General features: G+C 43.1%; 24 protein-coding genes. 14 read left to right on the top strand and 10 right to left on the bottom strand.

The features are described from left to right. The first annotated feature begins 104 nt into the window (after positions 1–104). The 4 genes from EXT47_RS20780 to EXT47_RS20795 all read left to right on the top strand — a co-directional run bounded on the left by EXT47_RS20780 (position 105) and on the right by EXT47_RS20795 (position 3,127). On the top strand, positions 105–1,322 hold the full coding sequence (locus EXT47_RS20780) for a choline transporter (RefSeq protein WP_039495361.1): 1,218 nt from the start codon (positions 105–107) through the stop codon (positions 1,320–1,322). A 12-nt stretch (positions 1,323–1,334) separates the two neighbouring features. Beyond that, a complete protein-coding gene (locus EXT47_RS20785) occupies positions 1,335–2,036 on the top strand; it encodes a TorF family putative porin (protein WP_039495363.1) in 702 nt (233 codons plus the stop codon). Positions 2,037–2,137: 101 nt separating this feature from the next. Beyond that, complete coding sequence (locus tag EXT47_RS20790; RefSeq protein WP_130127468.1) at positions 2,138–2,521, top strand: VOC family protein; 384 nt, start codon at positions 2,138–2,140, stop codon at positions 2,519–2,521. A gap of 297 nt (positions 2,522–2,818) precedes the next feature. Continuing rightward, a complete protein-coding gene (locus EXT47_RS20795) occupies positions 2,819–3,127 on the top strand; it encodes a cupin domain-containing protein (protein ID WP_039495367.1) in 309 nt (102 codons plus the stop codon). A gap of 266 nt (positions 3,128–3,393) precedes the next feature. Here the strand turns inward: EXT47_RS20795 and EXT47_RS20800 are convergent, their stop codons facing one another. After that, a complete protein-coding gene (locus EXT47_RS20800) occupies positions 3,394–4,329 on the bottom strand; it encodes a LysR family transcriptional regulator (protein WP_039495368.1) in 936 nt (311 codons plus the stop codon). A 122-nt stretch (positions 4,330–4,451) separates the two neighbouring features. Between EXT47_RS20800 and EXT47_RS20805 the strand changes: the two genes are divergently transcribed. From EXT47_RS20805 to EXT47_RS20815, 3 genes are read left to right on the top strand one after another with little or no spacing between them, the layout of a single operon-like run. After that, the gene (locus tag EXT47_RS20805; protein ID WP_130127469.1) at positions 4,452–6,446 is read left to right on the top strand and encodes a ligand-gated channel protein; all 1,995 of its coding nucleotides are present in this window, start codon (positions 4,452–4,454) and stop codon (positions 6,444–6,446) included. Beyond that, the gene (locus EXT47_RS20810; protein WP_039495370.1) at positions 6,446–7,537 is read left to right on the top strand and encodes a PepSY-associated TM helix domain-containing protein; all 1,092 of its coding nucleotides are present in this window, start codon (positions 6,446–6,448) and stop codon (positions 7,535–7,537) included. Before EXT47_RS20805 ends, EXT47_RS20810 begins: the two co-directional genes overlap by 1 nt. Positions 7,538–7,539: 2 nt before the next feature. Next, on the top strand, positions 7,540–8,367 hold the full coding sequence (locus tag EXT47_RS20815; protein WP_039495372.1) for a DUF4198 domain-containing protein: 828 nt from the start codon (positions 7,540–7,542) through the stop codon (positions 8,365–8,367). 132 nt (positions 8,368–8,499) lie between these two features. On the opposite strand, the gene EXT47_RS20820 is transcribed toward EXT47_RS20815, so the two are convergent. The 5 genes from EXT47_RS20820 to EXT47_RS20840 all read right to left on the bottom strand — a co-directional run bounded on the left by EXT47_RS20820 (position 8,500) and on the right by EXT47_RS20840 (position 13,689). Next, positions 8,500–10,029: an ATP-binding cassette domain-containing protein gene (locus tag EXT47_RS20820; RefSeq protein WP_130127470.1), complete on the bottom strand. Its 1,530-nt coding sequence runs from the start codon at positions 10,027–10,029 to the stop codon at positions 8,500–8,502. A 301-nt stretch (positions 10,030–10,330) separates the two neighbouring features. After that, positions 10,331–11,086: a DUF3307 domain-containing protein gene (locus tag EXT47_RS20825; RefSeq protein WP_039495376.1), complete on the bottom strand. Its 756-nt coding sequence runs from the start codon at positions 11,084–11,086 to the stop codon at positions 10,331–10,333. 38 nt (positions 11,087–11,124) lie between these two features. Then, positions 11,125–11,733, bottom strand: a complete 609-nt coding sequence (locus EXT47_RS20830; RefSeq protein ID WP_039495378.1) for a hypothetical protein — start codon at positions 11,731–11,733, stop codon at positions 11,125–11,127. A gap of 229 nt (positions 11,734–11,962) precedes the next feature. Further along, complete coding sequence (locus EXT47_RS20835; RefSeq protein WP_130127471.1) at positions 11,963–12,856, bottom strand: PD40 domain-containing protein; 894 nt, start codon at positions 12,854–12,856, stop codon at positions 11,963–11,965. After that, the gene (locus EXT47_RS20840; RefSeq protein ID WP_130127472.1) at positions 12,853–13,689 is read right to left on the bottom strand and encodes an alpha/beta hydrolase; all 837 of its coding nucleotides are present in this window, start codon (positions 13,687–13,689) and stop codon (positions 12,853–12,855) included. The genes EXT47_RS20835 and EXT47_RS20840 overlap by 4 nt, the downstream gene beginning before the upstream one ends. A 246-nt stretch (positions 13,690–13,935) precedes the next feature. Between EXT47_RS20840 and EXT47_RS20845 the strand changes: the two genes are divergently transcribed. Both EXT47_RS20845 and EXT47_RS20850 read left to right on the top strand, forming a co-directional pair. Beyond that, entirely contained in the window at positions 13,936–16,071 is a 2,136-nt protein-coding gene (locus EXT47_RS20845) for a winged helix-turn-helix domain-containing protein (protein WP_130127473.1), read from the top strand. Positions 16,072–16,083: 12 nt separating this feature from the next. Continuing rightward, positions 16,084–16,311, top strand: coding sequence for a hypothetical protein (locus EXT47_RS20850; RefSeq protein ID WP_010376146.1), 228 nt, complete (start codon positions 16,084–16,086; stop codon positions 16,309–16,311). Positions 16,312–16,428: 117 nt separating this feature from the next. Here the strand turns inward: EXT47_RS20850 and EXT47_RS20855 are convergent, their stop codons facing one another. Next, on the bottom strand, positions 16,429–18,261 hold the full coding sequence (locus tag EXT47_RS20855) for a S41 family peptidase (RefSeq protein WP_039495386.1): 1,833 nt from the start codon (positions 18,259–18,261) through the stop codon (positions 16,429–16,431). Positions 18,262–18,555: 294 nt separating this feature from the next. Between EXT47_RS20855 and EXT47_RS20860 the strand changes: the two genes are divergently transcribed. Genes EXT47_RS20860 through EXT47_RS20865 form a run of 3 tightly spaced genes read left to right on the top strand, consistent with a single transcriptional unit; the run spans position 18,556 to position 19,656 of the window. Further along, on the top strand, positions 18,556–19,116 hold the full coding sequence (locus tag EXT47_RS20860; protein WP_039495388.1) for a hypothetical protein: 561 nt from the start codon (positions 18,556–18,558) through the stop codon (positions 19,114–19,116). An 11-nt stretch (positions 19,117–19,127) separates the two neighbouring features. Further along, positions 19,128–19,250 (top strand): hypothetical protein, encoded by a 123-nt coding sequence (locus tag EXT47_RS24210; protein WP_017216907.1) that lies wholly within the window; start codon positions 19,128–19,130, stop codon positions 19,248–19,250. A 46-nt stretch (positions 19,251–19,296) separates the two neighbouring features. Next, positions 19,297–19,656, top strand: coding sequence for a nuclear transport factor 2 family protein (locus EXT47_RS20865; protein ID WP_039495390.1), 360 nt, complete (start codon positions 19,297–19,299; stop codon positions 19,654–19,656). Between the two features lie 95 nt (positions 19,657–19,751). Here EXT47_RS20865 and EXT47_RS20870 read toward each other — a convergent pair whose 3' ends face one another. The 3 genes from EXT47_RS20870 to EXT47_RS20880 form a co-directional block, all read right to left on the bottom strand. Further along, a complete protein-coding gene (locus EXT47_RS20870) occupies positions 19,752–20,126 on the bottom strand; it encodes a PH domain-containing protein (RefSeq protein WP_039495392.1) in 375 nt (124 codons plus the stop codon). A gap of 147 nt (positions 20,127–20,273) precedes the next feature. Further along, positions 20,274–20,642, bottom strand: a complete 369-nt coding sequence (locus tag EXT47_RS20875; RefSeq protein ID WP_010605566.1) for a nuclear transport factor 2 family protein — start codon at positions 20,640–20,642, stop codon at positions 20,274–20,276. Positions 20,643–20,667: 25 nt separating this feature from the next. Then, a complete protein-coding gene (locus EXT47_RS20880) occupies positions 20,668–21,303 on the bottom strand; it encodes a glutathione S-transferase family protein (RefSeq protein WP_130127474.1) in 636 nt (211 codons plus the stop codon). 113 nt (positions 21,304–21,416) lie between these two features. On the opposite strand from EXT47_RS20880, the gene EXT47_RS20885 reads away from it, so the two are divergent. After that, positions 21,417–21,776: a MerR family transcriptional regulator gene (locus EXT47_RS20885; RefSeq protein ID WP_130127475.1), complete on the top strand. Its 360-nt coding sequence runs from the start codon at positions 21,417–21,419 to the stop codon at positions 21,774–21,776. Between the two features lie 280 nt (positions 21,777–22,056). Continuing rightward, a complete protein-coding gene (locus EXT47_RS20890) occupies positions 22,057–22,629 on the top strand; it encodes an NAD(P)H-dependent oxidoreductase (protein WP_130127476.1) in 573 nt (190 codons plus the stop codon). Positions 22,630–22,633: the final 4 nt, after the last annotated feature.

Below are 22,633 nucleotides of genomic sequence, written 5' to 3' on the forward strand. Positions count from 1 at the left end.
TGGCATGCAGTGCAAATCGTTTGCACTGCATTAATGCGGGAATAATGTAAATAAAAACAACGGAGAAAAAATGAGTTACTTCTATCAATTTTGGGAGGGTGACAATGACAGTATGGCTTAGTGCAGGCATCATTTTCACCCTATTGGCAATTGCCTTTATTTTATTGAAGTGGGGGAATTTACAGTGCGTTGGTGTTACACCGGTTAAAACGTTCACTTTTATTGCAATCTTATTTACTTCTGGCCTAGATGTTGGCCTGATCATGTTTCCGCTTACGGAGTTTGCGGGTTACGCAGACATAAAAGCAAGCCCAGAGTATGCATTTACTAATCCGCTGGCCATAGAGTTTGGCTTTTGGGGATTTTTAATCTGGGGGTTCTACTTTCTTACGTGCTTTTATTTCTGCGTAATAGAGCCCAAAGTGAAATTCTTTGAAATTCCTTGGGTTAAATTCATTAATAACCTAGTTATTATCGGTACTTGTGCGTTTACCGCATTCTTACTGTTGTCTAATCTACCTTGGTATTTACCAAGCTTAGGTGACGGTGAGTCGGTTATTCCTAGTTTCTATTTGATAGTGTTTGCGGCGATTGCTTTTGCGGTTTATTCAAGCACCAGTCTGAAGTACGTGCGCTTTTTAAGCATTACGACGACTTGGGTCTTTATCGGTTTAATCGCCTTTATGTGGGCGTCAGCGTTTGTCTTTGGCGACAGTGCAATGTCGAGTTATACCAACAACTTGGCGCTGATCAGTGGCTATTTTACTAATTTAGATCAGTTTGTGCTGCCACTGAATGACTATCACGAGTTTTATCTGTTTTGGTGGTTTGCGTGGAGCATCATGATAGGGCAATTCACATCGCGTTTTGTCGGTGGTTTGAAAACCTATCAAGTGCTAGCGGCGATGCTGGTTTTCCCGTCTATTCCAATCGCAGCGTGGTTTAGTGTGCTTTATCACTACCATGAGGCTGGGATCCCAACTGCGGGTATTAAAAACTTTGCAATGGTCTTTGTTGGCGTGGTGTTTGTAATTAATTCACTCGACTCTTTGATCCGCCTATATACAGACAACCTAAACCTCACGGTTAGCCGTTTGGGAAAAAGAAACTATATTTTATTTAATATCGTGGCGTTATCACTGCTTACGCTGTTATTTAAACTAAACTTTTTACAGATCCAATGGGTTGGTGCGTTAGTTATAGGCTTGTTCTTCTCATGTTTTGGTTACATTGCTTATAGCAAATACAAAACCGTGAGCAAGATTGATAGCTCGCCAAAAGACAACCTTATCGACTTTAGCAAAATTGAATCAGTAAACTAGGGATACAACTACATGATAACTTTAAAGAAAACACTTTGTGCACTCCCACTTGTACTCGCGTCTAACTATGCGGCGGCAGACTGGTCTGCAACGCTTACAGGTGCATCTGACTATACCTTTAACGGTGTGAGTCAAACGCAAAATGATCCAGCTCTACAAGGCAGCATCGATAAAGCCTTTGCTAATGGCGTGTATGCTGGGAGCTGGGCGTCTAACGTCGATTTTGGTGATGACACGGATCTAGAGTGGGACTTTTATGTTGGCCGCTTTATCGAGCTGAACCAAAGTTGGAGCCTTGACTATGGTATTGCTTACTATTCTTATCATGGTGGTGACAACTCAAGCGATGGTAACTACCCAGAGATCTATACTAAGTTTGGTTACGCGAGTGAGTTTGGCCAAACTGAGTTTAATTTTTGGTATAGCTGGGACTATTTCGGAACCGAAGCGGGTCACACTATTGCGATGGTAGCACATACTTTTGAAATTGCAGAAGGTCATGCACTGCGAGCAAGCTTTGATATCTCCAATTCATTGGATGGTGATAAATATACGTGGGATGGTAACGATAAATCTTACAATCACTATCGCCTTGCTTACCAAACTGCATTTAAAGGGTTTGATATTGAAGTGGCGGCTGAAAACACGAGCTTAGATTGGGATACGGCTGATGAACGTATCGTACTTTCTGTGTCGAGAACATTTGATTTATAACTCGCATTAAGATGTGATGATTGTAATACCAGCCTAACCTAGGCTGGTATTTTTTTGCCTACAAGGCACAATGATTCAGTATTGTTATAAGGATGATGATTATGGATCTTAACCAAGTTACCCTGCCCGTTGATAATATGGATGCAGCTTGTCAATTCTATCGAACGCTAGGCTTTACTCAAATTGTTGATACACCTCACTATGCTCGATTTGAATGCCCTGAAGGTAATGCAACCTTCTCGTTATCTTTAGAAACGCCTCCCATCAACAATGGTGCAGTTATTTACTTTGAGCATGAACAGTTAGATGAGTGGGTCACTGAGCTTGAGGCCCGGGGTATCGTATTTGAGCAACTGCCTACAGAGCAGCGCTATCTGTGGCGAGAAGCCATACTGTTTGACCCCGCAGGGAACAAGATCAAATTGTACTGGGCTGGTGAAAATCGACTGGATCCTCCTTGGCGTGTGGAACTTAAAGGATTTTAGTAAGTTCATTCTTGTTTATTTAATGTTAAAATTTGTTTTACAAACATTGTTAAATTGTGTAACTTTAATGGTGACTGTACAACTGGGTAAGAAGTCCGAGTGGAGTCGCTTAAGTTAGGGGATTTTTCACCAATCGCCTGATGGATTGTTTTGAAAGATTGAGAACGACGTATTGAACATTTCTACAGATCAAGTTGTACCATTCTCCCAATTTGCCGTTACCAGATAAACGGATGTGCTGTTGCGGCAAATTATTTCTCTATCCTTGACTAATTGCTAGGCCCAAGTTTCAAACTTATGAACTTTCTAAAAGATATTCCAGCTGATGTAACCGAAGAAATTTTTGAAACGGTGCTGTCTCATCCAAATATTCGTATTGAACGGATAGTATCAAACGGTCATACCTCTCCAAGCTCTGGATATTACGACCAAGACGAAAACGAATGGGTACTGGTATTAAAGGGCTGTGGTGAGTTGACTTTTGATGATGGTAAAATAGTAACCTTAAAGGCGGGTGATAGTCTTAATATTCCCGCACATCAAAAGCATAAAGTAAGTTATACAGACACTTCTGAGCCAACTATATGGCTCGCAATTTTTTATTAACTAACCTGAGGTTTGGATAAGTAATGTTCCAACTCATTGTTGCTAAAGTACAACTTAGTTTTTTCCTTGTCTAGCCAGAGAGTTTTAGGGAAAACACCGCGTCCTGCTCTCGCTAAGGTACCTACATCCTGTAGGCAAGGCGAATTTACGCACCAATAGCTGGCTATTGGAAGTGAATTCAACGCAGTTAGCGCTAAAACTAGCTGCTAGAAAGGCATTAATTATCCACAGCTCAGGTTAACTACCAAAGTTCAACTGAGCGAAGCTTAGATAAAACTAAAGTCGCCAACAAACACTTGGTTGTCGTTGGAAACTTGGGTAAACCACTCTTTTAGGCTTTCAATGGCAGCGGTTGTTTTTGCCGCAACGGTATCGCGATGCGGCGTCACGGCGTAAACGCTATATTTTTGTAATGACCACTCTGAACATAGCCGTTTTAGCCTCCCTGATGAAAGGTGGTGCCTAATTTCTGGTTCAGGTAATACCCCATAGCCAATGCCATCTAGGGTGAGCTGAATACAAGCCTGCATATTATTCACCATAAAGCGCGCTGCCGGCAGCGCTATTTGCTGGTGGGTTTGTTGGTGGCTCAAATGGTAAGGGTTTTGTTTACTACTCGAATGACCAATCAAGGCGTGAGGCGCTAAGCTGTCTGGGTGCGATATATTGAGTTGTGCCAGTGGATGATGGCAACTGACACAGGGGATTAGTTGCCAGTCAGCAAGGTGACGGGCAATAAGGTTTGAGTCCTGTAAAGGGCCTATACAGATAGCTAAGTCAACTCCTTCAGTAATGATGTCAATGGGTTCGTCTGTTAAGATCAAATCGACTTTTATTTGTGGAAACTGCTCACTCAAGTAGCGCAGTGGCTTACTGAGTAGCCCTCCTCCAAACCCGATGGGGGCAGAGATCTTCAATATGCCAGAAGGCGTATGTTGTAATAACTCGAGTTCATGCTCCGCTTGCTCTGCGGTTTGCAGTATTTGTATCGCGGATTTGTAATAGATAGAGCCCGCTTCTGTGAGCGTGAGGTTACGAGTATTTCGATTAAATAAACTTAGGCCTATGTCTTGCTCTAATTTGCTGATCTGCTGGCTGACAGCCGAGGTGGTCATATGCAATAAGTCAGCGGCTTTACTCATACTGCCAGCTTCTACTGTTTTTGCGAACACTTTAAGTCCGCGAGTCAATTTCTGATTCATTGTTAAGACCTGCTTAAAATACCTTTAAGAAAAACCGCATTGCTCCAAAATACGCAATCATCATACCATTACAAATGAAAATAATTGTTATTTATCTTGTATTCTATCATGGAGGTTTCTCGATGTTGATGGCCTGTCGTAGTTTGGCGCCACTCTCTTTAGCTGTTGCTGCAGCCCTGCCTTTTTCCTCACTTGCACAAAGTGATGCAAAATCAGAAATAAAAGAAGAGGTGGAAGTGATCGTCGTATCCGCTTCTGGATTTGAGCAACTGCTAAAAAATGCGCCGGCGTCTGTTAGCGTTATCAATCAAGGAGAGCTACAGCAGCGCTTTTATCGAGACCTTACCGATGCCATGACAGATGTTCCCGGAGTTGTAGTAACTGGAGGCGGAGACAGGGAAGATATTAGCCTTCGCGGCATGGGCAGTCAGTACACGCTTATCTTAGTCGACGGGCAAAGACAAAGTTCGCGTGAGACTCGGCCAAATAGTGACGGCCCTGGTGTTGAAGGTGCATGGACGCCTCCTGTTGCTGCCATCGAACGTATCGAAGTTGTGCGCGGGCCTATGTCTTCGCTGTATGGCTCTGATGCAATTGGTGGTGTAATTAACATTATCACTAAAAAAACGCCTGACGAGTGGCATGGAGAAGTCAGAGTTGACGCAACCAGCCAAGAAAACAGTCGCTCAGGTGATATTTATCAGGCTAATTTCTTTGCTGCCGGCTCGCTAATCAAAGATACCTTAGGGGTACAAATTTACGGCCAAACTACGCACAGAGACGAAGACGAAATCGTGTCTGGCTTTAGAGGTCGCGATGCCGACACGCTGAAGGTAAAACTGGCCTATACACCATCAGATGAACACGAATGGTTATTGGATTATGGTATTGCTTCACAAACGCTTGATGCCACGCTAGGTAAAACGGTGGCAACGCTTGCGCCAGGTGAGCCGTGTGGCCGCAGAGGCTGTCCTGAGTCCACTACAACCGAATACGATAGTGAGTCAATCTCTTTGACGCATAACGGTTACTGGTCATTTGGTAGCTCTCGTAGTTACTTAAAACATGAAGAGTTTGACAATAAATCCCGTGAGATGACGGTCAAAAACGTAGATTTCCAGTCTCTTTGGACGTTACCGCTTGGCGAGTCTCATACTAGCTCAATCGGTGTTGCTTATCTCAATGAAGACTTGACCGACAAAACCAGTAACCGCATTAGTGATTTGCAGCAAGTCGACAACGATCAGTGGTCGGTATTTGCTGAGGATGAGTGGCGCATCGTTGAGCCATTTGCCCTGACTATGGGCCTACGCTACGACAAAGACGGTAACTTTGGCGGCCATGTTAGCCCGCGCTTATACGGTGTTTATACTGCATCAGATGCGGTGACCGTTAAAGGTGGGATCTCAACCGGCTTTAGAGCGCCGAACTTGCGTCAAAGCACGGCGGCGTGGGGCCAAGTGAGTCGTGGTGGTAATATTTATGGTAATCCAGACTTAAGCCCTGAAACCTCAATTAATTACGAGGTAGGCGTATACGTCGAGCTTGCTAAAGGGATCAGCACCTCAGCAACGGTATTCTATAACGAGTTTGACGATAAAATTTCACGGGTTTCATGCCCACTAACTCAATGTACGGACGGCCCTAACGAGTTTGGCTCGTTGCCGACAACTTATGTCAACGTTGATGAAGCCGTAACCCAAGGGGGTGAAATTAGCTTCTCGGGTCAATTGACTGAAAAACTGAAGCTTAGCGCAAACTATACCTACACAGATTCGGAGCAAAAAACCGGAGTATATGCTGGTAGTCCATTAAACCAGTTACCTAAACATTTGTTCCAAACGTCGCTTAATTATCAGTATTCGGATGAGCTAAACACGTGGTTACGTTTCCATTATCGTGGTGAAGAAAGCCAGCCTGTAACAGGGCCTTCGCAAAGTAGCTTAGTCGCACCTTCGTATAACCTAACTGATTTAGGTGCAAATTATCAGCTAAACGAAGCAATCAAGCTTGGATTTGGGATTTACAACCTCTTCGATGAAGAAATTACCGAAGCAGAATACGGCTACTTTGAAGATGGTCGTCGCTATTGGGCTTCATTGGCGTGGAGCTTTTAATGACACGAGCTCGCTCAGCGGCTAAGTCGTCGAATCGGCGACTTAAAAAGCTGTTTGATTGGCGTACTTGGCATTGGATGAGCTCTGCTGTGTGTTTGGTGGGAATGCTGCTGTTTGCCGTGACTGGGATCACCTTAAATCACGCAAGCCAGATAGAAGCTGCACCTACTACATATGCTAAAGAAGCTGTGCTGCCAAGTGCTCTGTTGACCCAGCTTAACGCGGCGGCAGAGCAGACAGCGCTGCCACACAGCTTTCAATCTTGGTATCAGTCACACACAGGCGCGGCGTTACCTGCACTACAGCAAGTGCAGTGGAGCGAGTACGAATTGTATGTTGCGCTGCCAAGAGCTGGTGGCGATGGTTGGTTTAGCATCGCCCTTGATAGCGGTGAGTTTTATCAAGAGATCACGGATCGTGGTTGGGTATCATACCTTAACGATCTTCACAAAGGACGTAATACAGGATTTGCATGGCGTATGTTTATTGATGTGTTTTCAGTAGCTTGTGTAGTGTTTTCACTCACAGGGTTATGGCTTTTATACAAGCATTCTCGAGGAAGAAAGTCGACCTGGCCGCTCGTCGCAGCAGGCTTTGTATTACCTGTTTTAGTGCTGATGGTACCCGCGCATGCTAAAGCTGATGAGGTTGAAATCACGATCCCGCGTTTAAACGTTGCGGAATATCACCCTCCTTATGTCGCAGTATGGCTGGCAGACAGCAAACAACAGCGAGTTGCCGATATTGCCGTTTGGTATGACGTTAATATGGCGGATAAAGAAGGTGAAAAGTGGCTAAAAGACTTACGTCTTTGGTGGCGTAGAAGCGGCCGTAGCCTATCCATGCCTGTAGACGGCGTGACTGGTGCGACAAGGCGTCCAGGTACAGCAAAGATTGATTTAACCCCTTGGCGCGATGAATTTAAAGCTTTACCTGCGGGTGAATACACGCTGTTTGTGGAGGCTGCTCGTGAGCTTGGAGGTCGTGAAGTATTGAAACTGCCAGTGACCTTACCTATCACTGCGCCTGTCACTGTGATTGCAGAAGGTAAATCTGAACTCGCTACAACAATTTTAACAATGGAGCCTTAATCGTGAAAATTTCAACGTTAGTTTCTGGTGTCTTAGTTGCCTTAGCTGCATATAGCCCGTTAAGTGAAGCACACCGAGTATGGATAAAGCCAAGTACCACCGTGGTGTCTGGTGACAGCGAATGGATCACGTTTGATGCTGCCATCGCCAATGGGATCTTTAACCCAGATCATTATGCTTATCCACTAGAACGTTTATCTGCACTGTCCCCTTCTGGTAGCAAGGTCGAGCTTAAGAACGCCGCAAAACTTAAGTATCGTAGTGTGTTTGACATTGAGCTCAATCAGCAAGGCACTTACAAAGTGTTTAACCAAAGTCGCTCACTGGTGGCGCGCTGGACTGATGAAAACGGTGAAAAGCATTACTGGCCAGGACGCGGAAAAATTGGCTCAGTAGAAGCCTTTAACAAAGAAGTGCCAAAAACGGCAAAAGATTTAAGTGTGACCGACGTTGCAAGACGATTAGAAGTATTTGTAACTTTGGGCGCACCAAATAACACTGCGCTTAAGCCAACCGGCAAAGGGCTAGAGCTAAACTCGGTTACTCACCCTAATGATTTGTACACCGGTGAACCAATTACCCTGCAGTATACGATGGATGGTGAGCCTGCGAAGGGTGCAGAAATGATTGTGGTACGTCAAGATGAAAAGTACCGTGACAACAGTCAACCAAACAAATATACAACGAATGCCAAAGGTGAAGTGACGCTAACGCTATCTGAGCCAGGCATGTATTGGTTTGAAGTGGAATATGAAGACGACAAAGCACAAGCACCCGCCACAAAACGTGCCGGCAGCTATGTCACGACCCTCGAGGTATTACCGCTTTAACCCATCGTCCCCATGTGGTTTGAGACGTGCAGTCGTCTCAGCCCATTTAATTTAGTGGTCATAACAGAGACGCCACTAAGTGCCCAAAGGGGGAGGCGTTCCTTCCTCCCCCTTTTCTTCCTTCTATGACTATTAATCACGCAGCGGTAGAACTTTTATGTTGGTAAGCTGACTGCAAAAATACTCATTGTGAGAGACCAGTATAAATCCACAAGGAAGCTGATTAAGCATGGCAGCAAGTTCTTCTTGTGCTTCAAGGTCGAGGTGATTATCAGGCTCGTCAAGCAGTAAAAAGCCTTGCATTTGCACGGCCAGCACGATGGCCGCTTTCATTCTCTCGCCACCACTGAGACTCGTGATAGGTCCTGAAATCTTATCTAGACTCAGACCAACGCTTGCAAAGCTGGTGATTAAATTATGATGTGGCGTGTCAAGTGAGCGCTCGGCAATATCTAAAACGCAAGGGCCCTGCTCAAGCCAAGCGCAATGCTGATCTAAGTAAACACATGTTATTGGGCGCTGAATTTCTCCGCGCTTTAACTCTAGCTTACCCGCAAGGGTTTTAAGCAAGGTCGATTTTCCGATGCCATTTTCTCCAATTACCCTGAGCTTTTGTGTTGTATCCGCAAAAAGGTTCAGTGTCTTTTCCGGTCCAAAGCACAGTTCGGCTTCACATAAGCGGATCTTTTCTTTTGCTCGAAAAGTTGAGTTAAAATGAAACTGCTGTTTGTCTTCTCGATAGTAAACTGCATTTTTCTTAACCCTATCTTGAGCTTGCTGAATTTTATGGGTTTGTCCGGCATGACGCTTACTCCCTCTGTCTGACTTAAAGTCAGTAACTAGTTTACTTTGGCTACCAGCGCGCACTTGTGCTTTTCCTTTACTGGCCTGCCTTTGATGTTGCAGATCCGCTGCAATCATGGCTTGTTTAAGCGCTTTTTGTGCTGCGCGATTTGCCAAATGTTGTTGTTTTTGTCGAGCTTGAGTTTGAAGTAGTGTCTCTCTAAAGGCGTCAAATCCAAGCGAGTGATGAGTTAGCTCCCCTTGTTTTATGTGCAGTATATGGTCGGCTGCGTCCAATAAAATAGGATCGTGTGTGACGGCAACCACACCATGCTTGTGATGCTTTAGTCGCTCAGCTAGCCAGTGCTTATTGACGCTGTCCATATGGTTACTCGGCTCATCCAGTAATAGGGTTGCAGGCTGAGATTGTAGTATCTCAATATAAACTCGCATTCGCTCTCCTGGACTAAGCCTTGTAAAGGGGGTTTCCAAAGTGAGTTCTAGCGGTGCAAGTGTTGCTTGCCAAGTTGATTCTAACTGCCAATCATCTGAGATTAAGTCAAAGTCGTGCTCAGAGGCTACCCCCTGATGGGCTCGCTGCAGTGCTACTAGCTTCTCTTCAAGTCCGAGTAGTTCAGAAACGGTGGTAAAGCGGTTAGTCGCATCTTGTGGGAGATAAAAGCATTTCCCATGACTTTGGCGCTCGCCCGAAGTTAGAGGCTGCTCACCGGATAGGGCTTTGAGTAAGTGTGATTTTCCTGCCCCATTAGGGCCCGTTATCGCAATAAATTGCCGCTCTATTGTTAGGTCGACATCGCAAAATAAACATTGACCATTTGCAAGCGTCAAGCTTGCTTGCTTTACCTGTATCCAAGGCATAATTACTGCTCCTAGTCGCAGCAGTGCAAAAGGCTAAAGGCACAAAGACTCGTAAAAGCCATAAACAGTAAAATAGAAAATGAGAATCTATAGAGTGGTCTGAGAAGCCTCAACGATAACCATAAGCTTTGCACTGGAAATTAATAATAAGTTCGTCAGTTACAAAGGGCTTAGTTATTCATTGTGATGGCAACTCCTAATGAGGAAATAAAACGAATAGAGGCAAATAATTAGCGATAGATCGTGCCTACGTTTATTTTGCAGGCACTAGATTAAATGTCAAGGCGCGGAATTGATTAAATTACAATTGAATGGGCATAAATGGTTTGATTAAGACACCGACCACAAGGGCCAGCAACACACTGACAAGCGTGCCCAACATCACGTATTCGGTGAGCTTTCTATCTTGGCTTTGGGTTAGATCGCCAAAGCGAAATACCGATTTAGCGGCGAGAATAAAGCCGATAGCAGCCCAGCTATCTAGTAACACGCAGCTCAGTAGTAATACACGTTCAAGTTGACCAATTAAACTTCCTGCTTGCGGCAGGCTATCAAGAGCTGAATTATTGAGTTGCCAACGTTCAAGCAGCATGCTGGTGAATACCGATGCAGGATGCAATACCATTAAATAGCCCACAACCAATATTAGCAGCTGGACATTGGCAAAAGGCTTTGTAAAGGCACTGAGGGCAATCTCAGGCTCAGCAATGTGCCAAGTGACGGCCACTAATATAATGATATGTGCACATTGGTCTAGCACAAAAGGAATAACGCCTTTGCTAGAATAGGATTTAGCTAAGTCGATACAATAGTGGCTAATACCTACCGCTAGCGCAAAGAGCAGCGCATTCCATTGTGCTCCCCAAAACAAAGTCGACTGCCAAAGTAAGATGATTGCAAGTGCAACCCCGCCATGCGCGACACTATGCCACAACAACTTGATGGACTTATAGTGACGGGTATTCCTGTCATGCACCCAGCTCATGGGTTGGAGGTAAAAGTCAGTGATTGTGTGGCCTATTACTAACCACAATAACAATACTTGCCATTCGTTCATTAAGTCCACCTCGTGATATGTAAGTGTTGAGCATTCGACTATTGGTGCGAGCGTGCAATTGCTAAAAATTGATTTAATAAAGTGTAGTGTGCGCTATTGAGTAACTTAGTCACGTTCACCCGACTGGTGTTGAGTTGTTTTGCAATATCGGCATGGCTCAACTTAGGGTGTGAAATATGAATAAAAGCGGCCTCTGCTTGTTTTTGGGTTAAGTTCGAAAGTAATAAATCCACAAATGCCAGATTTAGTGCAAAGTGGGCATTGCTGTCATTGTTATACTTGAGTCTTGCTTGTCCTATTGTGTCCAACCCTCGGCCCGCTAGTACCAGCGCAGTACCCGTTGAGGTTGATAAATCTGCTGCTGTGATATTAACTTCACCGATCGCGAGGCTGAGTCTGGCATCGCTATGTCGGCTAATTAAAAACAACCGTAGCTGTAATGCCACATTGAACAGTTTCGTCGCATCTGGCAACACAAGCTGAAAACCGTCGCCGCGGTAAAAACTATAATAGCCCTGCTCCGCAGTCGCGATTTCAGCTAAGTAATCCTTTAACTCGCTTTGCAGTCTTGTAAGTTGTAGTTGTGACAGCGATTGTGAGCCGACGATGTCTGCTGTGATCACCGCACCTTGAGGTATTGATGTCATAAAGGTAACTTAATTTGGTTACATTTGAGTAAGTAACTAATATTGGTTACATTTATTCTGGTCTGAAGCTGGATAAAAAGCAAGCAGTCGGTAAGGTTTGTTCGCTTTGGCAGTATTTTACCAAAGCGAACGCAGGTATGGAGGCAGACAAAGCTTCCGTATATGTGAGAAATAGGCATTTATCACATACGCTAAGGATTACATTGCTGAAATATTTAAGATTTTGTTTTTATTGGTTTTTGTTTTTAATCTCATCAATGATTTTAGCGTCCACCCAATAGATGTCGACGTTGTTATTTGCTTTATCCACAGCACGGTTGAACAGTAGGTATTTGCCATCTGAGGTGACCGTTGCATAAGCATCCCACTTATCTGAATTAACGTTTTCCCCCATATTTATTGCAGGTCCCCATATTCCATCAGGTTGCTTAAAGCTGATATACAGATCGGAGTCACCAAAACCATCCTCACGTTCACTATCCCAAATTAAATAGCTTTCGTCTGGCGCTATGAAAGGGTGTGCTGATTTTTTCCCTGAGTTAATTTCACTGCTCAAGAGTACTGGCTCTTGGCGCATACCATCTTTTACTGTTGAAATTCTAACCGTATTCATTTGCTTAAAATTATCAAATACATAGGTTCCAGTTGCGGAAGCGGACAATCGCATTATCCCCCATTCAGGGCGGTCAAACATGACTCCCAAGCTGGTAAGTTCAGACCAATTATCACCTGCTCTGTCTTTGTATTTTTTTGCCATGTGCATGCGTTTACCATCTGGTGAAAAGCTTACCTCTCCGGCACGAGGAAACTCAGTGTATTTCACCCACTTATTATTGATTAGTCGAAAACCAATGACAGTTGGACGAAATCCAGTTTTATTTTCGGTGGTGTATACACCACGGTCTAAGGTGAAATAGAACTCTTTCATGTTTGGAGCAAATACGCCTTCTAACTCCCATCCCGACTTAGAGATAATTCCAGGTGCGAAAGGTTCTGCTTTTAATCCAGGAGGGTTTTGTCCCATTAAAGGACCTTCCAGTATAGGGAATTCGTCTTGTGCCGAAGCCCGATGACTGAGAGAAGCAACAATCGTTAGTAAAAGAAACATCGGTGCTAACTTCATTGTTGACTACTCCCATAAATAGACTTTAGCCAATTGATACTACGGATTACGGTTTCAGGGAAAGCGGTTTGATGTGTGCCATCGGGCATTGTCTTGTGCAGTGATAAGCTGTCACTTTGCTTGCTTTTTAGATAGTCGATAAATGCGTCGATTTGCGGTGCTAACTTATGTTCGTCTGTACCAACAGAGATAAACACTTTCCCTTTTAGTGGTTGTTTGGAGCTAGAGAGTGTTTTTAGCGCATCCAGTTGTCTAACAGATGGACTGCCTAACATATAGTTGTCAAAGGTATTTGGCTGGGTGAGCAGTATATAGGCGCCAAATAGTCCACCGAGAGAATAGCCAAAATAACTGCGACTATTGGACTTTACCGAGTAATTGCTTTCAACATACTTAATAACTTGATTGCGAATAAAGGCCGCGTGGGCATTGGCTTGGCCAAATTGGTACTTGTGCTGTTGTTCACTGTTTTTTGACTTTGTAAAAGAATAATCAGCGTAACGGCTAACAAAAGGGCCTTCTTCTTGAAGCTGTGTGGTGTTGATATTTTTCCGCCAAGAGATACCAACAAGGATCACTTCATCGAACAAAAAGAAGGTTGCCGAAGACAATGCTTCGATATGCCATACCGCATCGGTAAAGTAGAGTACAGGATAGCTTTTATCTTTTGAGTATTCCTCAGGCAGCTTGATATAAAGTTCATATTGATGGCCGGTAGTGATATCTTTTAGTGGCACAACTTGTGTTCCGGGCATCGCATATTGCGGTACTTCACTGGCATGTAGCAAGCTACAGAATAGGAGTAATATCAGCATAAACAGCAAACGTTTCATCACACATTTCCTTCTTTCATGTTATTTTTAGACTAGTGAATAAGTATCTCGTACTGGCAACTTAGCAGCTGAGAACAAAAATGCATGACGTTTACATGATGTTGTGCTGAATTGTGACTTTTAAATAAAAAACTATTTCTATCAAGTGGTTATGTTGTTGAGTTTCGATTGCTTCAAGTTTATCCTTATACTGATAATTATAATAATTGGCGTGGTTAGTGCGTGCGCTAGGCACATTGGGGATTTATGGTAGAACAATATTGGGTTGGTGATTTTTTTGTAGATTTATCACGTAACCAGATTTCACACCAAGGTGAATGTCAAACGCTTGCACCAAAGGCCCTGGCAGTACTCACTTGCTTGGCTCAGAATCAAGGCAAAGTGATGAGCCTTGATACCTTGCTCGATACAGTATGGCCAGATACGGTGGTCTCTCCTAATACTTTGCAGCGCAGTATCGCGCAATTGAGAAAGGCGCTTGGGGATGATGGTAAGGTGCAAGGTTACATCCAAACGCATGCTAAAAAAGGGTATAGCTTAGAGTGTGAAGTACGTTGGGAAGGGCAAACGAACGAGCGGACGAATACTGAGCCGCAACTTGAGGTGATGCCAATCCCTGAACCTGAAATGCAACAAGATAAACACCTCAATCAAAGTCAGAATAAAAACAATCTCAGTCCTTATGTGTTTGTTTTACTTGCCTTCACTATTTTGCTTGGGGCTATCGGTTATCAATATTTTTCCATCAAAAAACCTTCACCACTGTTCTTTGATACTTTGCGCTCATTGACCGCAACTGACGATAAAGAATTTGATGCAAGCTATTCCCCAGATGGTCAATACATCGTTTTTCACCGCTATTTAGATAAGTTTTGCGATAATAAGATATGGGCAAAAAAGGGGGATACCCAGCAAGAGATCCTGCTTACAGAGCGCTTTGGAGCATACGGCAGGCATAGTTTCTCAAAAGATGGTGAGCAGTTACTGTTTTTGGCCACCGACGCTTGTAGCGAGCCCGTTACACAAAAGCGCTGCTACGACCTTGTAACACTCGATTTTACTAAAGCATTGAAAAGCCCTCAGCAGCCAAAAGTTATTCTCCAGTGTAAAAACTCAGTGGTTGATAAGCCTATCTGGCTGAACGATGGCAATGTGGTATTGAAGCAAAAACAAGGCGAGCGCTGGAAGCTGATCAATTACTCCATTGATGACGACAGCGGTGTCGATCTTTATACCGTAGAAGACGGGACGTTGATTGATTACGCTTATTCCCCTCAAGATGATTTAATCGCGGTCAGTAGTATTCATGCCGATGGCCTACATTATATTGATATGCTAAAACCCGACGGTGAGTTGATCTCTAGCCATCAGATCCAGCTGCCGCCGGAAATTACTAAATTTCACGATATCTACCCAAGTTTTGACCCACTTAACCAGCAATTGATTTTCAGTACCGGACGTCAGCTATTTAGTCTGACTTATGAAGGACTTGTGAGTAAAATTCAATTGCCGTTTTCAGATCGAATGAGACAGCCTGAATTTCGTCCTGATGGCAAAAGTGTACTGATGATCAAAGGGCCTTACGACAGCGATATCGTCAAATTACCGCTGACACAGTTAGCACAAGGCGCTCAAACATACACCAGCTTTGCGCGAACCAACCTTGGTGAAGATTATGCTGTCTTTCAGCCAGATGGAGATTTAGTGGCATTTTGGTCAGAGCGCTCTGGTACTGAACAGGTGTGGTTAAGCGATGGCAATAACACGCGACAACTGACTAACTTCCCCTTAGATACTTTTGTTCGCGGGATCCACTGGGCTGAGGATGGCCAAAGCATATTAATCAGTGCCAGTGGTGTACTGACGCGAATTGCTTTAGATGGCAGCTTGACATCTTACCCGCACGCCTACCCTGTTTTACGCTTATATCAATGGAAAAGTGCAAAACAACGTGCGCTAACACAGATTCGGGTAAAGGGAGAAATGAAGTTAGCTGCTTATGACTTTGCTCAACAATCGTTTGAAATACTGACGCAGCAACCTGTGCTGTGGGCACTTGAAAGTGAACACGGTAAAATTGTGTATAAGGATAGACTTGATCAGTTTTGGCAAATCGGCGCTGTTGAACCTCAGCGGATCAGTGCACTAAACAATCAAGGCGGCAGAGGAAAATCTTTTGTAATGCGCGGCAATGGGATATATGGCGTCAATGAAGATAATCAACTTTGGTCCTATGATCTGGACAAGACGTCGTTTACTATACTCGGTGAAGTGCCTACCAGTGTTGACTATCTCACCGATATTAACGATAACGATGTACTATTGATAAATCGAATATCGGCCAAGAAAGAAGTGGTAGAGCTTACGGTTGCGAATCAATAACTGGAGTATAAAATGAGCCAATTAGCTCAATATCAGCGTTTTAGGCAAGAACTGGGGCAATTGCTCGCACAATACAAAGGCTATGGGTTTGTACTCGGTTTTTTGCTAAATCTGAGTATTTGGCATATTGCATCTCAGTTTGTTGCTGATCCCTTTGTCTCTAACTTTTGGAATCAAGTGTTTGTTTCCTTGCTCTTTTCTGCGGTTTTTTATCTGCGCTCAGAGCGTACGGTAAGTTGATGTGGCGCTAACTCCCCCGTTCTGAGTTAGTTCATAAAGTTTGGGTCCACTTAAAAGCTAATTACTTGTTGTCATAGCTTTTAACTGGACCATTCAATTAAGTGAGCTGTTATAAGACTAAAGCTCTGATTTTAGAATATCAATGGCACGTTCTACTTGATTATCAGTACCATTGATAATGCTCTCTCTAGTTCTTGGCACTAAATAATCTGGCGCAATACCTGCGTTGATCAGAGGGTCACCATTATAGCGGCTTGATAGAGTATTGGTGTAATGAAGTTCAACACCTAAATTCCCCTCTCCTACTCCCCCGAAAAAAGGGATCCCAAATACTGTTCCGTTAATTCCTGATGTGTGTTCTCCTAATATGGGCAAGCCGCCACTGCGTGCAAATATTAACGCATGTTCCCCTTGGCTTTGGCTTCTCCTAGAGGAAAGTACAATGGCGGGTATCGAGAGTGGGTTGGCATCTCTATGAATTATTTGCTGAAATGACTGAGCCTTTTTATCTGCTTGATTTGGTGCTCCTTGCCATAGCACAGACAAAGTATCATTAATCGCATCTTGTTTGATAAACCAACTTAATACGCTTCGCCATCCGTCCCAGCTTTGTGGGTAATGGCGAAAGTCGATCACGACGGCTTGTGCATTTTTTAACGTTTCTTTTATCGCGTTCAGGTCATCTGGTGTAACGTTATAGATATTGAGTTTATATATATTGTCACCCAGATATTCAATGTTTGATGGTGAGTGAGGCACGTAGGGTGAGCTAACAAGAGGTTTTATTTCACTGGGTTCTATTGGCGTTATAGTTGCTTGATAAGTAGTGCCCGTTGACTTTTTAAGGGTAAAACTAAGCGGGATCTTTTCTGTAAAAAAGAACTGCTGTCTCGCAGTATGACTCAATCTTTGTAATTCACTTTTCAAAGAGTAAAGCGCTTTCCTTGAAAGGTACTCAATAATATCTTCACCATTGACGGTAAGTAGCTCATCTCCAACCTCAACGCCATTTGGATCATCTTGTTGAGCGCTTGTAACAATCGCTTTGCCTTCTACTATCTCGTAATAAAAAGTACCATAATATGTATTGTTATTCGTAAGCATATTAGTCGTTTTGATTATGATGTGGTTGTCATTCAATTTTGTGAACTCGGTATTAATTAGTTGCAGCCTTTTATTTGGCTCTTCAATTAAGCATGCGGCTAGTAGTGGATTCAAACTTGCTGGCCAGTCGACATCAATCTGTTCAAAGTAAGGCCAGAAATGTTGAATGTTGGCCCACATTCCTGACACAGTAGCCATACATGTTTCAATATGCGCGAAGTTAGGTTCAACTTGCCATCGTCCTAACTCTGTATATGTGCCACCTGTGAGCTCTGTTTTAACTGGTAGGTAGAGTGGTAAGTAGAGGGAACTCTGATAAAAGTTGAGGGTTACAAACAGTTCGTTGGGCGCGAATTCTCTCTCTTGAAGCTCGTTAAACGAGCCTGCGGTAAGCAAACTCGTATAAGCACTTACGTTTGCCGGCGCATTTTGTATCCAAGTATATGTTTGCGCATTGGGTAACAATTTTGGAATGTGATTTTGTTGTGTAACCAAGTAAGGCGCAATTTGTCTTAAGAGTTCAATCCCTTTTTCTCTGCGATTTGTACTCGATGTTTGGTTTAATTCGACAATGCTTTCTGCGATGAAAAGTGACCAATCTGAGCCTCTCACCTCGGCAGAAGGATAAAAATACTGAACAGCATGCGCTAATTTAACAAACTCAGAAACATCATCAATAAAGCTTTGGTCAAAGCTCATATTAGGAAGAGGTGTGGGTGATGATGGTAAAGGCGTATTTGTTGGAGGCTTGTTAGAGGTTATATCTGTTGGAGTTGTATCACTTGTGTCACTGCCACATGCTGTCAGTACAAAACATAAAATTATGCTAGTAAGCTGCTTTATCATTTTTATATCCTTACGCAATGTTTTAGGTACAAGTTAGCTGTTATTTGAACAGCTGTAAACTTTAAGGAGCAAATGGGCAAGTTTGAATTGGCAAACGTGTAGCTAGATTGCCTAATTTTACTGTTATTAATTCAATTCATTTGCTGTGTTTAAATTCATTAATGCCAGTTGAAATTCGGTAGCAGGAGCATGTTTATTGTTTCATGCGAGTAACCAATTAGGGGAAGAATCACTTTGACTAATTAAAGTGAGACGTATACCTTAAGGCTGTTGCTGAGATGGAGACGGGATTTAATGCAAGCAATTGAGGGTAAGGAAAATGCGGTTGATTTCATTGAAAACTATAAGTTTGACGAAGCTGTACTGGAGTGGTTTGACTGGTATATAGAAACGCACTTGGAATATAAATTATCTGATGATGAGATCCAGGTGGTCGTTGAGGGTCTAAAAGACTATCTAATATTTGTGGTTATTTCACCACAAGCAGTTGCTGCAGCAAGCAAGTTAGTTGATGAGTTATTCCATGCATTTATTTTGCATACAGAACTATACCAAGCATTTTGCAAAGGTGTTGGGCAGTTTATACACCATTATCCAATTAGAAAAAAAGTGGTTCTCGGGAATGACACTCCACTAGAAAATATTGAATATAATGATCATTACCAATCTATAATAAGAACATACTGTCTGGCTTGTCAGGCATCAGATCTCGATCCGCTAACCACTAATCAAGTTCCCTACCTATTTAAAGTCGATTCAATATTGCCTGAAAAACACGCCGCCTTATTCGACATCAAGTTTTTTCAATCTGTACTGCCTAAGTTAGGTGTACATAACTTTATAATTCAAGAGTAAAGGAGATAGTCATGTCATATTTAAAAAATCGTGCTAAGCGTAATGAAGCTGCCCATTCACAAGTTGAGATTGAGCTGACGAAACCCAAAAAGTTTGTAGATGTATGCTTAGCAGGTGTTTGGCCTCGCAAGTAAGTAGCGCAGAAGCAAAGCCGGTTTATGCTGGCTTTTTGGAAAGAGTATGCTGGATAAAATTGAAGCCTTAGAGCGAGCGTTACATTCGCCAGAGCTACGAAAAAATATTAATCTGATCTCGGACTACATCCATGATGAGTTTTCAGAAAGTGGACTATTTTGTGATGGTATGACGAAAGATGACATTATTGAAGGCTTGAAAAGTGAAGATCTCAGCGAGCATAAAATAATTAGCGAGGATTATAAGTTAGTTGAGCTGAGTCCCAATAAGGTTGTGATTGAGTACGTCTCCGCACTGGAAAATACCTTGGGTGAGAGGTCATATGACGCACTAAGGCAGTCTATTTGGTATTTATGTAGCGATGAAAAATGGCGGTTGATAGGTCACTCTGCAAATTTGTTATAGCGCCAAGCCTGCAATCTATTGATAAAAGAGTGGACAAAGAAGTGCGAGGTAAAAGCACGCATCCTGCGTGCCTATTCAAAGTTAACTGGGCGTGGCTATAAGCAATATTGTGAGATGATCTTATACACTTGGTTGATATTGTCGCCTGCTTTAAATTCTTTACTAATCGGCGTTGGATCTGAGCCAATCCAGATTTTTAATTCCGCATCAAGGTCGAAGTGACCCGCAGATTCTTTGCTGTATTTTGTTATTTTGCTATACGGAATGCTGAGCATTTCTACTTTGCTGCCCGTCATGCCTTGCTTGTCGATTAAAATTAGGCGTTTGTTGGTAAAAATAAACAAGTCGCGGATCACCTTGTAAGCTTGTGCAACTTCTTCCCCTTGAATTAGCGTATCTGCTAATAACTTATCTACTTCGCTACTGTCTACTTCGCTTGCATTACCGAGTAGACCACTTAATAGTCCCATTGTTATTCTCCGTTTTATTTCAATTCGTCTTAGGCTGATCGCAAGATAGTGCTTAGGTCGAAATGAATTAATGATGAAAGTGACAAAACCAGCATAGAAAAGCGCGCTGATTTTGCCAAATAAATAACCTGAGTTTGGAGTAAGGAGTTAGCTTATATCTCTTATCAAACAAATTTTGCCATCGCGAAATGCAAACTCTGAGCGGCCTTGCAAGGAGATGCTTTGTCCTGCTTTCATGCCATTGGCTAAGTCTTGGGCTAATTTAGCTTTGTAGGTCACATGAACAATAAACAGATCATTGTCTTGCGTGGCAGCGGTTAAAGATTGATTGCGTTCGGAAAATAACTTAGCGGACTGATTTGCTAATTCTGCAAATTCCATTTTACTGGTTGTACGCGTTGTAATTTCACCATTGGCGAGATTCTCAAACACGACATCATCCGTGAGCTGAGCTAGCATTCCCGGAATATCAAAATGATTGTAGGCAGAGATATAGTTTTTCACTAAGGTTTCCATTTTTTCCTCCTTGGTGTAATGGATGCTAATAAAAACTTAGATCGGTTTGTTCAATTTCGCACACTCTTTTTACCACTTTTTGCTGTGCCATCATTCGCATAAATCGGCCCAAATGTGCATAGCTTTTTGGCGCAGTATTAAACCCACTTGCCCAATGGGCTAGCATAAACAAATAATAGTCACAAAGCGTGAGCTGCTCACCAACTAAGTAGGTGTGTGTTGCTAACTGTTTGTCGATAAGTGCAAACATGTCGCCGACTCGTTGCTCAGCGGCTTGAGACATGGTCTTGCTGCTCTCTGGTGACAGCTGATATTTTTCAGGATAGAAATACAGCATGAGTTCTGGCTGAACCGTCGTGGTTAAATAAAAAAGCCACTGATTAAACGTGGCTCTCTGTGGGGTTGCTGGCGCTGGGATAAGCTGTCCTTCAGGGTGCTTTTCGCATAAATGCAAACAAATTGCTGCACTCTCGAAGATGATTTGGTCACCGTCGACCAATGTCGGGATCCGTCCTGTTGGATTGAGTTCTAAATAGGTCGCAGACTTTTGTTGTTGTGTTTTTCTATCGACCAAGAGCAGTTCTTTTTCTAGTTGTAGGTGCTCAAGTACGAGATGCGGTGCCCAACTGGCATTACGAGGGTAGTAAAATAACTGATACATCTTTTTGCTATTCCTTGACGATACTTTTTGTTAGCGTGCAATTGGTATTAGATGGTTGCAACTTTTACGGAGGCTGTAAACCGTTATTTTGCTTATAGCAGGGAGAATCAAAAATGTATATTGGCAAGCTGTCAAAGCAAACTGGGCTGTCAGTCAAGGCCATTCGCTTTTATGAAGAGAAAGGGCTTATTCCTACCCCGGAGCGTGTTGGTAAGTATCGCGTCTATTCTCAAGTAGATGTCGATCTGCTGTTATTAATAAAAGAAGCAAAATCGCTCGGCGTGTCGATTAAGCAATTACAGCAGGTGATTGAAATTAAAGGGCGGCAAGTCAACTGGGTAGAAATCAACACATTTTTAGTCGAACTCAAAGTATCTTTCATAGAGCAAGTTGCGCAGCTTCAGCAAAAAATACGGCGTATTGAACATTGCATCGCATCGCTTGATGAATGTCCACAGATAAAACTATCCTAACCTGAGGTTTGGATAAGAAATGTTCCAACTCATTGTTGCTAAAGCACAACTTAGTTTTTTCCTTGTCTAGCCAGCAAGATTTAGGGAAAACAAGGCGAATTTACGCACCAATAGCTGGCTATTGGAAGTGAATTCAACGCAGTTAGCGCTAAAACTGGCTGCTAGAAAGGCATTAATTATCCGCAGCTCAGGTTATCCTAGTCTCAGGTAGAGTAACTTGACTCTCCCGTTAAGGGGAGGCAGTACACTCGTTTCTCAGTCATGTAATAAGGAAACGACGATGAAAAAAATACTGCTACTAAACGGTAACCCCAAAACCAAAAGCTTGTGCCACGCTATCACCACAAGCTATGAGCAAGCTGCAAGCACCCAACATCAAGTACGCAGAATGGATCTTAGTGAAATGCACTTTGAAATCAATTTGATGTATGGTTATGAAGCGAGCCAACCATTAGAGCCATGCCTCAAGCAATTCCAAGAGAACTTACTGTGGGCGCAGCACATTGTGATAGTAAGCCCAATTTGGTGGTTGGCGTTACCAGCCAAGCTCAAAGGGCTAATAGATAGAGCATTACTTCCAGGCTTTGCTTTTAAATACAGTGAGGCCGGCACTGAAATTGAAAAGCTTCTACCGCATAAAACCGCAAGAGTCATTCTCACCTCAGACACGCCGCAAACTTATTTGCAAGAAGTTGCTGCTGGGCTTATGGCTCAGCTAGAACATGGGACATTGGGATTTTGTGGTATAGAGCCAACTCAACATACGCTATTTGGCCCTGCGCACTTAGCAACGCCTGAGGTAATTGATAACTGGCTGAGTGAAGTGACAAGCCTAGCCGTGCGGGGTGAGTGAATAA

Source organism: Pseudoalteromonas sp. CO342X (assembly GCF_004208915.1).
GTDB classification, from domain to species: Bacteria; Pseudomonadota; Gammaproteobacteria; order Enterobacterales; family Alteromonadaceae; genus Pseudoalteromonas; species Pseudoalteromonas maricaloris.